This is a genomic window from Streptomyces sp. NPDC043812, from assembly GCF_056436245.1.
The window spans coordinates 202,421-220,478 of the sequence record NZ_JBWKCY010000015.1 but is presented as its reverse complement, the minus strand read 5'-3'; the positions used below and the strand labels follow the sequence as shown (position 1 = coordinate 220,478).

Sequence of the window (18,058 nt, the reverse complement as noted above, 5' to 3'; positions counted from 1 at the left end):
AGCCAGCTTCGGGGCGTTCTTCGCCGTGCACATCACAACCTCCTTGCCGTTCCAGGCGAAGGCGATCGGGATGTTCCGCGGTGTCCCATCCTTGGTCAGCGCTTGGGGATCTCGGTGATCTGGTCGTTCGTCATGGTGGGCCTCCTGAGGGCCGACCACGGTGGTCGCGTCTGCCCCTGGGACGGAGTCGTCACGCCGTTCTCGACATCCTTGCCGAACTTTCCCCCGCGCCCCAGCGGACACGTGTCTGCTGGGGCGCGTGAACGGTGCCGTCAGTCGCTCAAAGCGCCCGGCATAGGGGCGGGTCAATCGAGTCGTTTGGTGGGTAGGCCGGCCATCGGTAGGTCGCCAGGCCCGCCCTCAACCGAGTAGTCGCTGAAACGTGGGCCATGCTCGACCGTGGCGGGGCTGTTGGAGCGCAGGGTGGCAGTGCGCCCGCTGCGCTGTTCGATCTTAATGTGAATACAACTCCGCCAGTTCCAGGGCCGGGGCCGTCCCGGGCTCGAGCAGGGTGGTGATCAGACAGAACAGCTCCGAGTTCTGTTCCCCTTCGCCGTCCGCGTGCGTGTGGGTGGTGGTGGCGGCGGTGTACTCGACGACGCGGACCGTGAGACGGTCGCCACGCCCGCCGGCCGTTGAGGTGGCTGAGGTAGGTGCCGTCACTCAGGCGCTCGTCGACGGGCAGGGCGAAGGAGTCCGCGACGGGCCACAGCAGTTCGGCCCCCGTGGCCTGCGCGTCCCGCCATAGCGTGAAGGACGGGAAGCCGCGGTCGCCCGTCACCAGCATGCCGGGGCAAAGTACGGCAGCAGGCGGCGGGCCGGGGTCCGCTCGCCCACGGCGAAGGAGCCGAAGACCGCACCGGCCAGCGACCGCGTCCCGCACTCGCCCAGCGCGACCATGCGGACCTGCGGGGCGGGCCGCGAACCGTTGAAGGGAAGGCTGTAGGCTGTCGCGTTCGCGCTGGAGTCGGGCACGTCGAAGCAGGTCCCGTCCATCGACATCACCCGCAGCTCACGCCAGAACATCCCTCCGGCGTGAAGGTCGCAACAGCAACCCCATCCGTTCGCCGCCCACCTAGCCGACCTCGGCCACCCCTCTTTGCCCAAGCTCAGACGTATCTGGTGCAGCAGGGCAATGCCCCACCCGGACGCGGGGAGCGTCAGATCCGGCTCGGCCAGGCCCACCACCTCAGCAGGCCGAAAGCCCACCCGAAGTACATCCGGGCCACGACAGCGGCTCGGCAAGCGCGGTGACGTCAGCCCTACGCCAATGCCACAGGCCGCCGGCGGACCAGAGGGTGCACCAGCCGTCGTCCTCGTGGCAGCTCGCTCTCCAGGCGCGCGACGGCGACGATCGCACGCCGGGGAAGGGGCGGCGCAGGAACGGGCGGGCCAGCGGCGTGTGTTTCGCGTTCGGGTCGGTGGTGCGGCCTGCCTGGATGAGGACCTGCCCCCGGTGCTCGGTGGGCCCTGAGCGGTTCTCGATCCGCTTCGTGCCGTAGGCGATGGCACTCGCCCAGGGCTGCCACAGCGTCAGCGCCGCACTGGCAGGAGAACGTCGTTCTCATGAAGCACCGCCCGGAGACGAGCTCGCCCCTGAGGTCAGCGGCGCTTCCGGGCACTGCAGCCGACCGGGTGACGCGCGGGTCGTAATGCCTGCACGGCGCCTGTGCCAGGTAATCACTACTCCTGTACGAGGCCTCGTGCGCACCGGACTTCGAAGGGACGAGTTTGTGACCAGCAGGGTGAGCATCAACAGCGACGTGTGCATCGGCTCGGGCATGTGTGCATTGACTGCACCCGGCGTCTTCACCCAGGACGACGACGGGTACGGAGCGGTGCTTTCCGGCCGGAAGACGGGGCAGGCGACCCGCTGGTGAAGGAGGCAGCCCGTAGCTGCCCGGTTCAGGCTGTGACTGTCAAGGATTGAGCCAGGTGCGGGCGGCTGGCCGCCGATACCGTTGGGGTGCCAGCCGCCGACCGGGACGACACCATTGAGTCACCACGCCTCCGGCGCGCATGTAGTCGCCGCTGAGTTCCCCGTCGGCAACGCGTTGCGCAGCTCGTCTTGACCCGCCCACTCACTGTGAGGCGACCGCTCCGGCCACGGGTGCCCGCCCAGTGCCGCGGGAAAATCCGAGTGCGACCCGTCAGCGACAGCCTCGGGCGTTGAGCCGGGCGGCCTGGCGGGTCAGGTGGTCGCGCTCGGCGAGGTTGGGTGCCTTGTGGGCCGCCTCGGCGTACAGCCGCGCCGCCGTCTCCAGGTCGCCGTCGCGCTCGTGGAGGTACGCCGCCACCGCGGTGTGGCGGGGCAGTGAGTCGTCCAGTGCCGCGTGCGCCGCCAGGCCGGCGCGCGGTCCGTCGGCCTCGCCGACGGCCACCGCGCGGTTGAGCCGGACGACCGGGCTGTCGGTCAGGCGGGCGAGCTCGTCGTACCACTCGACGATCTGCACCCAGTCGGTCTCCTCGGCGGTGGGCGCGTCGGCGTGGAGTGCCGCGATGGCGGCCTGGGCCTGGAACTCGCCCAGCCGGTCGCGCGCGAGGGCCGCCTGGAGGATCCCGATGCCTTCGGCGATCGACTCGGTGTCCCACCGGCCGCGGTCCTGGTCGGCGAGCGGCACCAGGCTGCCGTCGGACGCGGTCCGGGCGGCGCGCCGGGCGTGGTGGAGCAGCATGAGGGCGAGCAGCCCGGCCACCTCGGGGTGGTCGATCGCGGCCGCGAGCCGGCGGGTGAGCCGGATGGCCTCGGCGGCGAGGTCGACGTCGCCGGAGTAGCCCTCGTTGAAGACCAGGTAGAGGACGCGCAGCACGGTGGCGACGTCGCCGGGCCGGTCGAAGCGCACGCCGGAGACGGTGCGCTTGGCCCGGCTGATGCGCTGCGCCATGGTCGCCTCGGGCACCAGGTAGGCCTCGGCGATCTGGCGGGTGGTCAGCCCGCCGACGGCGCGCAGCGTGAGCGCGACCGCCGATGCCGGGGTCAGCGACGGGTGGGCGCACAGGAAGTAGAGCTGGAGCGTGTCGTCCACCGCGGGCGCGGGCCCGGGCGTCGGCTCCTCCTCGACGCGGTCCTCACGCCGACGGCGGGCAGTGTCCGCCCGGGTCGCGTCGAGGAACTTGCGCCAGGCCACGGTGACCAGCCAGCCCTTCGCATCCCGCGGAGGGGCGGCCGGCCACACGCGGACCGCCTCGACCAGCGCGTCCTGCACGGCGTCCTCGGCCGCCGCGAAGTCGGCTCCGCGGCGGACGAGGATCCCGAGCACGCTCGGCGTGAGGCTCCGGAGCAGGGCCTCGTTCACCTCGGAAGTCACTCCGTGATGGTGGGCTGCACGCCGTAGAAGGGACGCAGTTCGAGCCACTCGTGGATCGGCTCCCCGCCCTTCCCAGGGGCGGCCGACAGTTCCCCGGCCAGCTCGACGGCGCGCTCGTAGCTGTCGACGTCGATGATCATCCAGCCGGCGATGAGGTCCTTGGTCTCGGCGAACGGTCCGTCGGTGACCGGCGGGCGCCCCTCACCGTCGTAGCGGACCCACGCTCCCTCAGGGGCGAGCGCCTGACCGTCGACGAACTCGCCTGTCTTCTCCAGCCGATCCGCGAAGTCGCGCATGTACTGCATGTGCGCCGAGATCTCCTCCGGGCTCCACTGGTCCATCGGAACGTCGTTGACCGCAGCCGGGGCGCCGCGGTAGTGCTTCAGCAGCAGGTACTTGGCCATCGTGGTTCTCCTCGGTGCTCGTGCGACCCATTCTCGTCGCGTTCACCCCAGGGACGGAGCCGGACGCGGGTTCTCGACATCGCCGTCCGAAAATTTTTTGGCCCTCGTGGATGAGCCTGGGTGAGCCGTCTCGCGGCGTCCGGGTCCACAGCGTGGCGCGAGGGCGAGAGCTTCCAAGATCGGCACCGACCGAACAACTGGATCAAGCGGCGGGGGACAATCGCGCGGCGTCGTGCGCGGGTCTTTCCGTGTCCAAGGAAAGGCGCCAGGAGCGGGTGCGTGCAGTTCTCGTCATCGGTGACCTCGACGGCGTCCGGGTCCCGGAAAGGACGCAAGACCTGGCCGGGGCCGCCGGCCTGGATGTCGAACTGGTAGCGGCCCAGGAAGTTGATGTGCCGGTCCTTGAGCGGGGAGAGCCGGGCGACGTCCTCGTCCTTGATCTCGTGGCCTTCGGCGCGGAGCTGGGCGACGGCGGCGTCGAGGTGGCGGGTGTTCCACAGGGCCACGGCAGTGAGCACAAGGCCCGGACTGGCCTGGCCCTCCTGGCCCTCGCGATACGCCTGCGGATCTGGCCCCGGGCGCCGTGGCAGATCCCATAACCAGCGGAGGCGCTGAGGTCGGGGTCTTGTTGCGTGTGCAGGGCGTATGCCACTCGGAGCGGGCGCATGTCGGGGTCCGTGGACAATTCGTGGAAAGGATCTTGCAGCATCAGCGCAGGTCAATCCCGGGAATGGCGAAGGCCCCCAGCAGAGCCAGGGGCCTTGATCGTGTCACTCGTACCGACAGATCCTCGACGTGGAAGTCCCTCAGCCAGTGGTTTTGGCGATGATGCGGTCCATCTCGTCCAGGCCGAAAGCTCGCAGGGTCGTGCTACGGACGTTGCCCAACGCACCGACCTGTAGGAGCACCGCGGCGGCGGTCTCGTCGTCGGGCGCCTCTACGACGGCCACGATGTCGTACGGACCGACAGTCCAGTAGAGGTTGAGGACCTTCACCCCGAGCTTCTGTGCAGCTGCGGTGAAGGCCTCGGCGCGTTGCGGGGTGTCCTTGTAACCGCGGACCCCCTGGTCGGTCCAGTTCAGCAGCGCGACAAACGTGGGCATGATCCTTTACCCCTGTAAGTAGACACAACACATCGTGGTCAAATTCTGGGCCTCAGGCGCGCAATGCGCATGAGAGGCGCATCTGAACGAGTGAGAGGCGCCATCACACGCTCCCTCGAGCGGTGGGCCGCCCGTCTGCACAAATGAAAGGTGACCACTACAGCGAACGCGGAAAGCGACGGCGTCAGAGCGTCCCCGGTGGTGACGCCGGCCGCTCGGGCATGGCTTCATGGCCCGGCCCGACAGGCATCCCCGGAGCCACCGGCGCGGAATACCTGAGGACAGGAACGCGGGTCACCGGCCGAGGCATGCTCCGAAGCCGTACCGTCGCATGCGGTCACTCGCACTCGCACAACTGATCCTCAATTGCGGCGGCTGGCGACCAATTGGCCGCCGCCGAAGTGCACTTGGCGTACCGGCTGAGCAAGACCTTGCCGACGCGCGTGGGCACCGCAATGCATGCACTCCAGAGTTGAGCCATGCGGAAAGCGTCGCAATGTGTCGAAGGGCGTATGGCGACGGCGAGTTCAAAGAAGTAACCCCGCCCTCCCGCCTCAGCCACTGATCCGCTTCCACCACAGAGCGGCCTGCCGTAGCCGGACCCTCACGTGGACAAGGAGGTAGAGGCAGAGATGACGATCTTCTGCGCCGTAATCGTGGTGCGTGCGTCTTCGGGGCCTGCCATCCTCGCTCCATGTCCAGGTTCGAAGATCTCGTTGCCGAAGGGGAAGCCGTACCGACTGAGGGCTGGGACTTCTCCTGGTTCGCCGGGCGCGCGACCGAACAGCGCCCCTCCTGGGGCTACGCGAAGCTGCTCGCGGAGCGGATGTCGAAGGCCGAGGCCGTCCTCGACATCCAGACCGGCGGTGGGGAAGTGCTGGCGTCCGTGTCGACCGCGCCGCCCGTGGTGGCGGCGACGGAGTCCTGGCAGCCGAATCTGGAGATTGCCCGGCGCAACCTGGCCAAGTTCCGAGCCATCGTCGTCCAGGCAGATGACGCGGCCGAGCTGCCGTTTCCGCCCGATCACTTCGACCTGGCCGTCAGCCGTCATCCCGTGGCAACCCGCTGGGACGAGGTTCGCCGGGTTCTGCGCCCCGACGGCACCTACCTCTCCCAGCAGGTGGGCTCGGGCTCGGTGCGCGAGCTGACCGATTTCATGATGGGGCCGCAGCAAGCCTCCGCTCACGCACCCCGAGGCTCCTTCCTGACGACAGCCGGCGCCAGCCCGATTGCGGCCACAGCCTGCGCAGAAGCGGCGGGTCTGGAGGTCGTCGACCTGCGGCAGGAAGCTCTCCGGATGGAGTTCCACGACATCGCGGCCGTGATCCACTTTCTGCGCAAGGTCATCTGGATCGTCCCCGGCTTCACGGTGGACGCGTATCGCGATCGTCTTGCCGAGCTCCACAGCTTCATGGAGCGCCACGGACCGTTCGTGGCGTACTCGCAGCGCTTCCTGATCGAGGCACGGAACAGCTGACCGACCGTCATGCCTGCGTGGGGCGCGGACGGGTCTGCGGGTCAGGACACGGGTCGCGCCTTCGTGACGCTGAGTTGCCAGGCGGACCGGTAGGCATTGAGCCGGGTGGTGCGGGGGATCTCCGCGGTCCGGCAGCCCGCTTCGACGGCCGGGCGGCGTGCGACGTGGTCGACGGCCTGCCTGCACTTCACGTCCGCGAGCGCCATGGCGACCTCCTTGGCGCCCGGCGCCTGCATCGGACCATTTCCAAAGTCGCGGGGGCGCCGGACCAGGAGAAAGTCGCGGGGGCGCCGGACCAGGAGCCGGCGGAGTGCACAGTCGCCCCTGAACGTGGCGGGACCCGGGAGTCGTATCCAGCTCCCGGGCCCCTGGGGATGCCACCCAATTGCGCACGCCAGTGGCGTTTAAGAGTACGGATCAGTCATCAGGCCGTCGTGTTCTTCCTTTGAACTACCGCACCACGCGAGAGGTGCAGGCGGGATTCGAACCAGCATCCGCCGGCGCTCGTCCGTACTCGGTCGATCTGGCGATCGGTGGCGATGCTGAAGCTGGAGCGAGAGTCTGAGATTGATCGCGGCTGCCTCTGCCGGTTGGGCCACCCCGGCGCGTGGTGCCGGGGGAAGGACTCGAACCTTCACTGTGACCGCGTCTTCAGGCTGAACCTCAGTTTCAGCTTGCGCCCATTGCACGAACCGGTCCTCATTTCCGGTCCGTGCCTGTTGCGCACCCCCGCGCTCGCACGCGGGGGCGATGGTGGGGGCCGACGCCGGGTGGCGTCAGCCGAAGAGGTAGCCGAACACCGCGTCGCCGATCCGCTGGTCGGTGATCTCTGCGCTGTTGGCCTCCTCGCGGGCGAACTTCACCGCGTGCTGGAGCTTCTCGACCTTCTCCAGGAGCTCGTTCACCCGCTTTGCCGGGAGCGCTCCGGAGAACTTCACGGTCGTCCAGTAACCGATCGGCACGTCCTCGTAGTACACCTCGACCTGCGCCGGGTGCTTGTCCGTCGCCTCGGCCTTGACGTGGTTGCGCGGCACCTTCTTCGTACGGATCGTGCGTACGGGGTCCGTCTTCCACCAGTCAGTCGACGGGTCCAGGGACCAGGACTCGGCGGCGTCCAGCACGGGCAGCTTCTTCACGAAGGTGTGCAGGTCGACGAGCTGCTTCTCCAGGAAGAGCAGGTAGCTGACCGGCGCCTCGGCGACGACGGTCCGCCCGTCGACGACGACGTCCGCGCGGGCCGTGCAGTTCGCCCAGTCCTTGGTGGCGGTCACGTCGAACAGCCGGGTCAGCGACGCCGACATCTCACGCAGCACGTCCTCGGCCTTGACCTGCACCCTGGTGGACTCGGGCGGCAGCTGCTCGCCCTCCTCGTCCTTCGGCTGGTAGGTCCTTGAGATCCCGGCCAGGAGTGCGACCTTCTGCACCCTCTGGTGAGCCGCTGTGATGTCCTGGAACGACTTGCTCTTGACGCCCTTTTCCACAGCAATGATCTGATTGAGCTTCGCCACTTCTCCCCCTTCGAACACCAGCGAACCTACCGGAGAGCGAGCCGTTCGGTCGGGTGGTTTTTCGCCCGCTCGCGGCTCCCGGCGCCGGCCGGAGGGGCGCAGCCCACGCCCAACGTCCGTTCGGCACAGGGATCATGACGTCATCGGAGGATGACGTCACAGGAGCATCCGGGACGGCTGATCCACGAGTTGCCGCAGGAGGGGCAGGTATTCCTCGTCGCCGCCGAGTCCGTCAAGAATGCCGTACGCCTCGTCGCGGAATTCGGCGATGCCCGCACCGAACGGGCGGAGTCCGGCCGGGGACAGCAGCAGGTCCATGAGTGCGGATCTCGCACGGTCGCACTCTCCGGCGGCGGAGTGCAGCTCCGCGATGCGCTCCACGGTCTCGGGCGCTCCCTCGTCGAGAGCGCAGGCGAGAAGGTACGTCACTGTGCCGTTCCGCAGGTCCTCGTTGCGTCCGGAGAGCAGGTCCTCCTGGTCGTTGAAGATCTGCCACAGAATGCCGAACACGTAGCCGAACTCCCGCCAGCGGTCGACTCGTTCGGCAGGCGCGCCCGCCAGTGTCGCGGCCATCGCGGTGATCATGCCGAACGGGGCGCCGGACTTCCCGCGGTACACCTCGACGACCGACTTCCGCGTGGCGCTGAGCACGTCTGCGCGCATGTCGGCCAGTTGCCCTTCGGCTGCGAATGCCGCGCACTCCACGGCTTCCGCCGTCAGGGTGCTCCGCACCGGATCCGGGACGGGCAGGGAACGGAGGATCTGTACGGGCAGTACATGGCCGGCGACGACGGAGGCGAGCAGTGCCTCGCGCGGATCGGGGGCGCTGTCGGCGTGCTGCGCACCGGCCCCGTCCGCGAGGTCGTCGAGATAGCAGGCAGACGTCCACCACAACACGTGCACTGCGGCTATGGGGGTGGCCGAGCCCGGGTTTCCCGTCTCGGCGCCGTGCACGAGCAACGGCAGGACCGACAGGGGGTACTTCATCCTCTGGTGGCGTAAGAGGCCGCCGACAGCGAGGCTCACCTCTCCGGCCGAGGAGGCGAGCCGTTCGAGGGCTCTTTCCGTCTCGGCCTCTATGTCTGCCGAGAACTTCCGGTGCAGTTCCACGTACGTCATGGATGTCACGTAACGACCTCCGTCGCGATCGGCCCGGCCGGATCGGCAGGGCGGCGAGCGTCCTTCAGGCGGCGGTCTCCGCCGGCTCGTCGGGGCACAGGGAGCGCCAGATGCGGTCCGGGAGGATACGGGCGGCTGCGGCAAGGTCCATGTCGTAGGTGTTGGCCAGCCAGCGACGGGCGGCCTCCGCGGCCGGGCCCAGGACCAGGACCTCCACCAGGGGCGCAGGGATGGGCACGATCTCCTCGGCCTCGATCCGCGGCTGCAACCACGCGGCGACCGGCGCGAGCATGGCCGCCTTGGCCGCGCGCACCGTGTCGGCATGGGCGGCCAGGTAACCGGAGTAGGCGGAGGCATGGATGAACAGCGCGGCGTCGCGGTGTTCCTGGGTGAAGCGCAGATAGGCGTGCACCAGGGCGCGGACGCCGGTACGGGCGGTGCGGGTGCGCTGCAGTGCGGCGGTCATCTCGTCGAACAGCTCGCCCATGCACCGGATGTAGAGCGCGGCGGCGAGGCCGTCGAAGCTGCCGAAGTGGTGGTAGAGGCTGCCGAGGCTCACTCCGCCGGCCTTGGTGACGGCATTGACGGTGAAGCCCTGCCCGCCCGACTCGGCGTACACGCGCAGCGCGGTGACGAGGATGTGCTCGACGGTCGCTTCACCACGCTGTTGCTTCACCATGTCGGCCACCTCACCATGCGCACCAGCCTAGACACCCGTCGGAACCACCGGCCCGTCGGATCGACGATCGAAGAAATCCATAACATTATTCTAGAAAATTGTTTCAGGTCTGCTCCATGGTGACGGCCGTGGCGGACTCCATCACGGCAGTGGTCACAGGCGGCTTCGCCGAGCGCTGGAAGGTGACCGGCGGCAGCGGCAGCGGTCCGAGCATCGGCGCAGTCCACCCGGCGGTCATCAGGACGGGCCTCCGTGATCCCGGCGGTGTCACGGGGCTGCTGCTCAAGGCCGTGACGTGGTCCTGGGCCGCGCCGGAGGCAGGCGCCGGGCCGGTGGTCGGGTTGGCTCTGGCCCCGGGCGTGCCGCACGGCCGCTACTTCGACAGCGACAAGCAGCTGCCGCTGCAGCACCCCGCCTCGGACGTGTCGCTCGCGCGGCGCGTGTGGGACCAGGCCGGAGCGCTGACGGGTCCGGCCGAAGCGGCCTGACCGGCGGCACACACGGCCTGCGGCCCCGCTGGGGTGCGACCGGGCATTGTGCGCTGCGCCCGGCCGGCGGCACCTGCGTCACGGGGTTGCGCAGGTGCCGTGCCACTCCTTTCGCCGCCCGGTCCCGAACCCGAACGGACCGGTCATTTCCGCATGGCGCCGCCCCGGGCAGTTCGTCCTCGACGTCGCCTGCCGTGACCGCCTTCGCCATCCGCCTTCCACGGGGTGGTGAGGATGCGCGTGACCGTGTCCACCCTCGCTGTCTCTGCGGGCCGGTGCCAGCGGTCTCGATCTCGACCTGGACCGGCCACAGGACGAAGCGGTTCCCGCACAGGCGGGGGCCCTTCCGGAGTCCGGCCGTCGTTCGTCACCGGTTGTGCGCGGCGCGGGCCGGGCGGACCCTGAGAGTAATGAACCGGGCGGGATCGGCGCGATGAGCACGTGGTATGCGGCGAGCGCGTGGGACGCATGGGACGCCGCGGAAAGTGCCGACTTCCGCGGGCCTCTCGACATCGCCGTTGCGGCCACGGTGGTACTGGATGCCCACGGCACGGTCATCGGGTGGAGTCCCGCGGCCGAGCGGCTGCTCGGCTATACGCCCGGGGAGGTCGTCGGACGTTCCGCGGAGCTGTTTCTGCCCGACGGCGAGGGGCTGGTTGCCGGGAAGGCCCCGCCGTCCGACGGGCAGCCGGTCGACCTTGCGCTCGCCGACCCCGTCCACCCCCTCGGCGGCAGCGACACGTATCTCGCCCGGCACCGGGACGGTCACTCGATCGCGGTGGCCACCGCCGTGTGCCCGCTGCCCGGCAGTGGTGCCGCCACGCGGATTCTCGTGGTGGCGGAGCTGGAGGGGCTGCGGCTGTGGCAGACCCGGCTCGCGCTGCTGAACGGGCTTGCCACCCAGTCTCCGCTCGGCCTGGCGATCTACGACACCGAGCTGCGTCTCACCTGGGCGAATGCGGCGTACGGGCGGGAAGTGGGTCGGCCGTTCTCGGAGTACCGGGGGATGCGGGCGGATGAGCTGTATCCGGACGGCATTTTCGTGACCAGCAGTTACGCGACGACACTCGACGAGGTCATGCACCAGGTCATCGACACCGGTGAGCCCATCATCGATCTGCACTTCCTGGGGCAGCTGCCGAGCGATCCGGGCAAGGACCACCTGTGGTCCTGTTCGTACTACCGGTTGCAGGACGCGTACGGGCAGGTGCTCGGCGTGTGCGAGGACGCGTTCGACATCACCAGCCGTTACGAAGCGCAGAACCGGCTGGCGCTGCTCGTCGAGGCGGGCAGGCGGATCGGCACCACCCTGGACGTGCGGGTCACCGCGCAGGAGATCACCGAGCTGGCCGTGCCGGGGTTCGCGTCCTCCGTCACCGTCGACCTGGTGCCGGCCGTGCTGCGGGGCGAGGAGCCGGAGCCGGGTGTGTGGGAGCGGCCCGCGCTCGTCAGGGTCGCCCAAGGGCCGGGCCCTGCGGTGACAGGGCCCCCTGCGGCCGTGGAATACCCGCGCGGGTCGCCCCATCTGCGCAGCCTCGCCTCCGGCGGCCTGGTACATGTCGAGAACACCCTGGTGGTGCCACTGCGGACGGGCAGTACGGCACTCGGGCTGGTCACCTACGTACGCCACGGCCGTCCGGCCGTCTTCGACAGCGGTGAGGTCTCCCTCGCCGACGAGCTGACGGCGCGCGCCGCGGTGTGCCTCGACAACGCCCGGCGCTTCACCCGCGAACGTGCCGCCGCTCTCACCCTTCAGCGCCGGCTGCTGCCGCAGCACCTGCCGCAGCAGTCGGCGGTGGACGCCGCGTACCGCTACCTGCCCACGGACGACGTCATGGGGGTGGGCGGTGACTGGTTCGACGTCATCCCGCTGTCGGGTGCCCGGGTCGGGCTCGTCGTCGGAGACGTCGTCGGCCACGGGCTGCAGGCGGCGGCCACGATGGGGCGGCTGCGCACCACCGTCGAGGCTCTCGCGAAGCTGGACATGCCGCCCGGGGAGCTGCTGAAGCGCCTCGACGACCTGGTGGGCCGGCCGCCGGACGAGCCGGCGGAAGGACCGGCCCCGGAGGGCGAGCCCTCGGGTCCCGGCCCGGACGTGACCACCGGGGCGACGGTGCTGTACGCGGTCTACGATCCGGTCTCGCGCCGCTGCACGATGGCGAGGGCCGGGCATCTGCCGCCGGCGATCGTGGGTCCGGACGGGGTCTGTCTCTTTCCCGATCTGCCCGCGGGCCCGCCGCTGGGGCTCGGCGGACTGCCGTTCGAGGACTTGGAGGTCGAGCTGCCGGCGGGCAGTCTCGTCGCTCTCTTCACGGACGGGCTCGTCGAGTCCCGTGACCGCGACGTCGACCATGGAATGGATGCCCTGCGCCGTGTACTCAGCGACCGGGAGCGCCCGTTGGAGGAGCTGTGCGAGCGGGTGGTCGCCGAACTCCTGCCGGAGGGCACGGCCGCCGACGACACCGCGCTGCTCCTGATCCGTACGCGCGAGCTGGGCGACCGGCAGGTCGCCGCGTGGGAGCTGCCGGCGGAGCCGGTCGCGGTGGGGCATGCGCGGGAACTCGCCACCGAGCAGCTGGGCGAATGGGGCCTGGAGGAGCTGACGTTCGCGACCGAACTGGTCGTCAGCGAGCTCGTGACCAACGCTGTCCGCTATGCCGAGGGGCCGTTGCAGCTGCGTTTGATCCGCGACCGGACGCTGCTGTGCGAGGTCGCGGACACCGGGCACACCTCGCCTCATCTGCGCCACAGCACGGTGGACGACGAAGGGGGGCGGGGGCTGTTCATCGTCGCCCAGTTGGTGCAGCGGTGGGGGACGCGCTACACGCGCTCCGGAAAGACGATCTGGACGGAGCAGCCCTTCCCCGCGGAGGGATCGGGGGCGGCGGCGGAGGGCGGTCCGGCCTTCTGATCCGTTGCCGGGAACGACCCGGCTGCACGGACGATCCGGCTGCACGCCGCCGCGCCCGCGCGAGCAGCACACGGCGACGCGTACCCCTGCTGGTCGGGCAGCGGTACGCGTCGCGGTGTGCTCAGGCGTTGGGGCGCTTGCCGTGGTTCGCGCTCTTCTTCTTGCGTGCGCGGCGCTTGTTCCCTCGCTTGGACATGGTGTGCAACTCCCTTTTCCGGGCGTTCCTGACTTTCCACGCCTTCGGTCAGTCTAGGTTCGGTCCCCAAGGGGCGCATCAGCGATACGGCCGCGGCGTTCGGCGCCGTGCGCACGACAGCCTTCCGGGGACTGGCGCTCCGCCGCGGACGGTGCCGCGCGGGCCAGGCGGCGGTGGGTACGGCTGAGCATGCGGCGGGCCATGACGGGGTGGAAGGGGCGGACGAGGGTCCAGTGGATCCGTCCGAGCCGGTTGTGTATCCGGACCACGGTGGTCAGGGTGACGGTCTCGCCGTCGATCAGCACCGAAGCGCGGAAGTCCAGGTGGCTCGCGTCCTCGCCGAGCAGCAGCTCGTTCGGCGCACTTACCTTGACCTGGAACGGAAGGACCGCGCGCCAGGCCGTCGCCGCCGTGGGCATGCCGGGGTCGAGCGGCAGTTGCCAGGAGTCGGCGAAGTCGGGCTCCTGGAAGGCCTGTCGGGCCAGGACGGCCGCGGTCGGCAGGGGGACCGCCTGCGGCCGGCCCCGGACCGCGCGGTGCAGCAGCCGCGCTCGGCGGGTCCAACGGGCGGGCCGCGGTGGCGTGTCGGGGGTGGCGGCGCGAACCATGTTGTCGATCAGCTCTTCGACCATCACGTCGTGCATGGGCCGGATCGCCAGCGCCCAGAGCACGTTCCCCTTCAGGGTCTGGCGCTGCTCCAGGACATGGCGGACCAGGCAGCGCCCGGCGCCCAGCGGCTCGATCTCGAGTGCGTGGAAGCCGTTCTCCGGCGGCGGGAAGTCGAAGCGGACGCTGCGGCCCGGTTCGTACGCCCCGACGCTGTAGCGCACGAAGCCGTGGCCGCCCTCGGCGCCGACGGCGAGGGGGCGGTCGAAGCGGATCGGCGGCCAGACGGGGCTCGGGCTGATGGGGTCGTCCGGTGACGAGAGGCGGTCCAGCAGTGCGCCCACCACTTCGGCGGGGGCTTCGACGACGCGCTCGTGGACGTTGCGTACCGATCGCATTCCGCACCTCCATACGGCGGCGTATGTTCAACCGTACGGTAGCGTATGGACATGGCGCGAGCAGAGGAAAGGCCGGAACGGGCCGGAAAGCGGGAGCGCAGGCGCCTCACCGCAGGCGACTGGGCCGATGCCGCGCTCGCCGCGATGGCCGAGCGCGGGCTGGCCGCCGTCGCCGTCGAACCGCTCGCCGCCCGGCTCGGGACCACCAAGGGCAGCTTCTACTGGCACTTCACCAACCGGGAGGCGCTGATCGAGGCGGCGCTGGAGCGCTGGGAGGAGATCTCCACCGAGCAGATCATCACCGCGGTCGAGACCGAACCCGACCCCGAGCGGCGGCTGCGCACGCTCCTGCACCATGCGACGACCTCCGCCGCCGACGATCCGCTGGAGGTGTCACTGCTCGCGACCGCCGCGCATCCACAGGTCGCGGCCGTGCTGGGACGGGTGACGGAGCGCCGGATCGCTTACCTGGCCCATCTCTTCGCCGAACTGGGCTTCGACGAACGGGAGGCGCACGAGCGCGGGCTGCTGGCGTACACCAGCTATCTCGGGCACACCCAGCTCAGCCATGCCGTGCCGCAGGCGCTGCCTGCCGGCGGGGACGGCGACGTGTATCTGGAGTCGGTGACGGACACGCTGCTGAGGCGGTAGCGCCGGGCCCGGGCCGGTTCACGCCGAACTGCGCCTGCGGGAGGCGCTCTTCTTGGCTGTCGACGTGGATCCGGCCGCCGTCTTCGCGGTCGACTTGGCCGTCGACTTGGCCGTGCTCTTCGACGCCGTCTTCTTCGCCGTCTTCGCTGTCTTCGCCGTGGACTTGGCCGCCGTCTTCTTGGCCGCGCTCTTCTTCGCAGTGGTGGCCGTGGACTTCCTGGCGCCGGACGACTTCGGCGTGGACCGCCCCTTGATCGGCGTGACCTCCGCGTCCCCGCCGCCCCCGCCGCGGGCCTCCTTCGCCGCGCGCACGCTGCTCTCCAGGGCGGCCATCAGGTCGATGACCTTGCCGCCGCCCTCGGCGGGCGACTCCGGCTCCGGTGCGGCGCCCCCGCCCTCCACCTTCGCCGCGATCATCGCCTCGACCGCGTCCCGGTAGTCGTCGTGCAGCGATTCGATGTCGACCTCGCCGAGTGTGTCCATCAGGGCGTCGGCCAGGTCGAGTTCGGCATCCTTGACCGTCACGTCGGACTGCGGGGCCGCATCCTCCGGCGCCCGGATCTCGTCCGGCCACAGCAGTCCGTGCATGGCGATCACGTCGTCGACGACCCGCAGCATGCCCAGGCGCTCCCGGCCGCGCAGCGCGAACTTGGCGACGGCCACCTTCTCGCTCCGCTTGAGCGCCTCGCGCAGCAGCGTGTACGGCTTGGCGGCGGGCACTCCGTTGGCCGACAGGTAGTAGGCGGTGTCCATCTGCAGCGGATCGATCTCCGAGGCGGGGACGAAGGCGACGATCTCGATCGTCTTCGCCGTCGGCAGCGGGAGAGAGGCCAGGTCCTCGTCCGTGATCGGGATCATCGATCCGTCGGCGTCCTCGTACGCCTTGCCGATCTCGGCGGTCGTCACTTCCTTCTCCTCCAGCTCGCACACCTTGCGGTAGCGGATCCGGCCACCGTCTTCGGCATGGATCTGCCGGAAGGAGACCGAGCGGCTCTCGGTCGCATTCACGAGCTTGATCGGGATGCTGACCAGCCCGAAGGAGATCGCGCCGTTCCAGATGGATCGCACCTTTCATCCCTTCTGCCCTGGATTTATGGGATTCTCATCGTATGACGCCCATCACGGAGGTGGAGGGGCGGCGGCTGACGCTCTCCAATCTGGAGAAGGTCATCCACCCAGCCACCGGGACGACCAAGGGCGAGATCCTGCACTACTACGCCGTCACTGCCGGGGCGATCCTGCCTCATCTGCGGGACAGGCCCGTCTCCTTCCTCCGATATCCCGACGGCCCCGACGGGCAGGTGTTCTTCACCAAGAATCCCCCGCCCGGCACACCCGACTGGGTGCGTACGGCCCCTGTCCCCCGCTCCGAGGACCCCGGCGCCCGCCAGGTCGTCCTCGACGATCTGGCGTCGCTGGTGTGGGCGAGCAACCTCGTGGTCGAGTTCCACACACCGCAGTGGCGGGCGGACGCGCCGGCCGTCGCCGACCGCATGGTGTTCGACCTCGACCCCGGCCCGCCGGCCGGGGTCCCCGAGTGCTGCGAGGTCGCCCTGTGGCTGCGCGAGCGGCTGGCGGCGGACGGGCTCGATGCCCTGGTCAAGACCTCGGGCTCCAAGGGGCTGCACCTGCTGGTGCCCCTCGTGCCGACGCCGTCGGAGAAGGTGTCGGCGTACGCGAGAGCGCTGGCCGTGGAGGGTGAGGCCGCCCTGCCGAAGCTGGTGCTGCACCGGATGGCGCGCGCGCTGCGCCCCGGGAAGGTGTTCGTCGACCACAGCCAGAACGCCGCGGCGAAGACGACCGCCACCCCCTACACCCTGCGGGCCCGCCCCGAGCCGACCGTGTCGGCGCCGGTGACGTGGGAGGAGGTGGAGGCGGGACGCGATCTGGTGTTCCGGCTCGCCGACATCGCGCCGCGTTTGGACCGGTACGGGGACCTGCTCGGTCGGCTCGTCGATCCCGAGAGCCGCGGACGTCTGCCGTGAGCGCACCGGGGCCGCCGAACCCCGACGGCACGGACGAGAGCTCGCCGGCAGTGGTCCTGCGCCCACCGGTCGACGTCATGCGGCCTCGGTCCGCGGACGAGATCCCCGTGCAGGGCAGCACGCCCGGAGGACTGCAGTACTCCCTCAAGCTCGACGGATTCCGCGCCCTCGCGTTCGTCCTGGAGGGCAGGGTCTTCTTGCAGTCGCGCTCCCGGAGGGACCTCTCCAGGGAGTTCCCCGACATTGCCGCGTACCTGCGAGACCACCTGCCACCCGGAATCGTGCTGGACGGTGAACTGTGCGCCTACCGCGAGGGGCGATTGAACTTCACCGACCTGCTCAGGTCCCACAGTGACCGCGAGCGGTTGGGAGTCCCGGTGTCCTACATCGCTTTCGACATCCTCGCCGTCCCGGGAAGGGACGTGAGAACGCTGCCGCTGAGGGAACGCTGGGAGCTGCTCGGAGTCGCGCTGCGCGACGTCGGCCCGCCCCTCCAGCGCGTGCTCGCCACGCAGGACGAGGAAGCCGCCCGCAGCTGGTTCCGCGACATGAGAGCCGCGGGGGTCGAAGGGATCGTCGCCAAGTCGCTGAGCTCGCCCTACCGGGCGCGAGGAACCTCGGCCTGGCGGAAGATCCGGCACTCGGACACGAGGGACGGCGTGCTTCTCGGCATCTTCGGCCCGGCGGATCGACCACAGGCACTTCTTGTGCGGCTTCCCGACGGCCGGACCGTGAAGACGTCACCTCGCCTGACGGTGACACAGTCACGGCAGGTCGGCGAGCTGGTACGCGGTTGCCTGGGCGAGCTGACGGACCACCCGGAACACGGGTCCGTGAGGACACTGACGCAGCCTCTCCTCGTCGAACTGCGCCAAGCCGCCGGGCGCCACGAGACCGCCAGGTTCGTACGGATGCGATCCGAGGGCTGAGGGCTTCGCCGATACGGGCAGCGCATCGACACCACCGCGCTCCCCGATCCGACCGATGCGGCACACCCGTTGCCGTGCGCCGGTACCCGGCGGCGGAGCACAGTTCAGAATGCGCCAGCCTGCGGGCGCCGGCAGGTCGACTGCACCGGCCGGTTCTCGGGCGCCGCGAGCGGGGCGCGGCGTGGCTCCCGGCGCAGCCGCAGCAGGGCGGACGGCTGCCGGCACGGACCGGTGTCCAGGGCATCGCCGGGGCGGTCGGGCGCCGGGCCGTGGACAGGGCGGGCGCCCGGCGGGCG

18 protein-coding genes and 2 pseudogenes are annotated in these 18,058 nt (G+C 70.0%); 7 read left to right on the top strand and 13 right to left on the bottom strand.

Features of this window, described 5'->3' with window-relative positions; translation table 11 throughout:
• Positions 1 to 453: 453 nt before the first annotated feature.
• Positions 454 to 663: a hypothetical protein gene (locus AC067Z_RS23040; RefSeq protein ID WP_478791455.1), complete on the bottom strand. Its 210-nt coding sequence runs from the start codon at positions 661 to 663 to the stop codon at positions 454 to 456.
• A 114-nt stretch (positions 664 to 777) separates the two neighbouring features.
• Positions 778 to 1,026, bottom strand: coding sequence for a hypothetical protein (locus AC067Z_RS23035; RefSeq protein ID WP_478791454.1), 249 nt, complete (start codon positions 1,024 to 1,026; stop codon positions 778 to 780).
• A gap of 755 nt (positions 1,027 to 1,781) precedes the next feature.
• Here AC067Z_RS23035 and AC067Z_RS23030 point away from each other — a divergent pair.
• A pseudogene (locus tag AC067Z_RS23030) lies at positions 1,782 to 1,930 on the top strand (ferredoxin).
• Positions 1,931 to 2,150: 220 nt separating this feature from the next.
• Here the strand turns inward: AC067Z_RS23030 and AC067Z_RS23025 are convergent.
• The 4 genes and pseudogenes from AC067Z_RS23025 to AC067Z_RS23010 all read right to left on the bottom strand — a co-directional run bounded on the left by AC067Z_RS23025 (position 2,151) and on the right by AC067Z_RS23010 (position 4,815).
• Positions 2,151 to 3,296, bottom strand: coding sequence for an RNA polymerase sigma factor (locus tag AC067Z_RS23025; RefSeq protein WP_478791461.1), 1,146 nt, complete (start codon positions 3,294 to 3,296; stop codon positions 2,151 to 2,153).
• A gap of 8 nt (positions 3,297 to 3,304) precedes the next feature.
• The gene (locus AC067Z_RS23020) at positions 3,305 to 3,712 is read right to left on the bottom strand and encodes a YciI family protein (RefSeq protein WP_478791453.1); all 408 of its coding nucleotides are present in this window, start codon (positions 3,710 to 3,712) and stop codon (positions 3,305 to 3,307) included.
• 287 nt (positions 3,713 to 3,999) lie between these two features.
• Positions 4,000 to 4,304, bottom strand: a pseudogene (locus AC067Z_RS23015) (Tn3 family transposase); the annotation flags it as partial.
• Positions 4,305 to 4,518: 214 nt separating this feature from the next.
• Positions 4,519 to 4,815: a GYD domain-containing protein gene (locus tag AC067Z_RS23010; protein ID WP_478791452.1), complete on the bottom strand. Its 297-nt coding sequence runs from the start codon at positions 4,813 to 4,815 to the stop codon at positions 4,519 to 4,521.
• 694 nt (positions 4,816 to 5,509) lie between these two features.
• On the opposite strand from AC067Z_RS23010, the gene AC067Z_RS23005 reads away from it, so the two are divergent.
• Positions 5,510 to 6,292, top strand: a complete 783-nt coding sequence (locus tag AC067Z_RS23005; RefSeq protein ID WP_478791451.1) for a class I SAM-dependent methyltransferase — start codon at positions 5,510 to 5,512, stop codon at positions 6,290 to 6,292.
• Between the two features lie 41 nt (positions 6,293 to 6,333).
• Here AC067Z_RS23005 and AC067Z_RS23000 read toward each other — a convergent pair whose 3' ends face one another.
• From AC067Z_RS23000 to AC067Z_RS22985, 4 genes are all read right to left on the bottom strand, one after another.
• Complete coding sequence (locus tag AC067Z_RS23000; RefSeq protein ID WP_478791450.1) at positions 6,334 to 6,498, bottom strand: hypothetical protein; 165 nt, start codon at positions 6,496 to 6,498, stop codon at positions 6,334 to 6,336.
• Positions 6,499 to 7,068: 570 nt separating this feature from the next.
• Complete coding sequence (locus AC067Z_RS22995; RefSeq protein WP_478791449.1) at positions 7,069 to 7,800, bottom strand: DUF7873 family protein; 732 nt, start codon at positions 7,798 to 7,800, stop codon at positions 7,069 to 7,071.
• A 156-nt stretch (positions 7,801 to 7,956) separates the two neighbouring features.
• A complete protein-coding gene (locus AC067Z_RS22990) occupies positions 7,957 to 8,919 on the bottom strand; it encodes a polyprenyl synthetase family protein (RefSeq protein WP_478791460.1) in 963 nt (320 codons plus the stop codon).
• Between the two features lie 64 nt (positions 8,920 to 8,983).
• Entirely contained in the window at positions 8,984 to 9,598 is a 615-nt protein-coding gene (locus AC067Z_RS22985; RefSeq protein WP_478791448.1) for a TetR/AcrR family transcriptional regulator, read from the bottom strand.
• A 128-nt stretch (positions 9,599 to 9,726) separates the two neighbouring features.
• On the opposite strand from AC067Z_RS22985, the gene AC067Z_RS22980 reads away from it, so the two are divergent.
• The gene (locus tag AC067Z_RS22980; protein ID WP_478791447.1) at positions 9,727 to 10,086 is read left to right on the top strand and encodes a hypothetical protein; all 360 of its coding nucleotides are present in this window, start codon (positions 9,727 to 9,729) and stop codon (positions 10,084 to 10,086) included.
• Between the two features lie 433 nt (positions 10,087 to 10,519).
• A complete protein-coding gene (locus tag AC067Z_RS22975; RefSeq protein ID WP_478791446.1) occupies positions 10,520 to 12,997 on the top strand; it encodes a SpoIIE family protein phosphatase in 2,478 nt (825 codons plus the stop codon).
• A gap of 121 nt (positions 12,998 to 13,118) precedes the next feature.
• On the opposite strand, the gene AC067Z_RS22970 is transcribed toward AC067Z_RS22975, so the two are convergent.
• On the bottom strand, positions 13,119 to 13,193 hold the full coding sequence (locus tag AC067Z_RS22970) for a 50S ribosomal protein bL37 (RefSeq protein ID WP_374211945.1): 75 nt from the start codon (positions 13,191 to 13,193) through the stop codon (positions 13,119 to 13,121).
• 53 nt (positions 13,194 to 13,246) lie between these two features.
• Positions 13,247 to 14,197, bottom strand: coding sequence for a DUF2867 domain-containing protein (locus tag AC067Z_RS22965; RefSeq protein WP_478791445.1), 951 nt, complete (start codon positions 14,195 to 14,197; stop codon positions 13,247 to 13,249).
• Between the two features lie 51 nt (positions 14,198 to 14,248).
• On the opposite strand from AC067Z_RS22965, the gene AC067Z_RS22960 reads away from it, so the two are divergent.
• Positions 14,249 to 14,848, top strand: coding sequence for a TetR/AcrR family transcriptional regulator (locus AC067Z_RS22960; RefSeq protein ID WP_478791444.1), 600 nt, complete (start codon positions 14,249 to 14,251; stop codon positions 14,846 to 14,848).
• 18 nt (positions 14,849 to 14,866) lie between these two features.
• Here the strand turns inward: AC067Z_RS22960 and ku are convergent, their stop codons facing one another.
• On the bottom strand, positions 14,867 to 15,916 hold the full coding sequence (gene ku, locus AC067Z_RS22955) for a non-homologous end joining protein Ku (protein WP_478791443.1): 1,050 nt from the start codon (positions 15,914 to 15,916) through the stop codon (positions 14,867 to 14,869).
• 41 nt (positions 15,917 to 15,957) lie between these two features.
• On the opposite strand from ku, the gene ligD reads away from it, so the two are divergent.
• Together ligD and AC067Z_RS22945 are read left to right on the top strand one after the other, a co-directional pair.
• Positions 15,958 to 16,833, top strand: a complete 876-nt coding sequence (gene ligD / locus AC067Z_RS22950; RefSeq protein WP_478791442.1) for a non-homologous end-joining DNA ligase — start codon at positions 15,958 to 15,960, stop codon at positions 16,831 to 16,833.
• A complete protein-coding gene (locus AC067Z_RS22945) occupies positions 16,830 to 17,762 on the top strand; it encodes an ATP-dependent DNA ligase (protein ID WP_478791441.1) in 933 nt (310 codons plus the stop codon). The genes ligD and AC067Z_RS22945 overlap by 4 nt, the downstream gene beginning before the upstream one ends.
• The last annotated feature ends 296 nt before the right edge of the window (positions 17,763 to 18,058 follow it).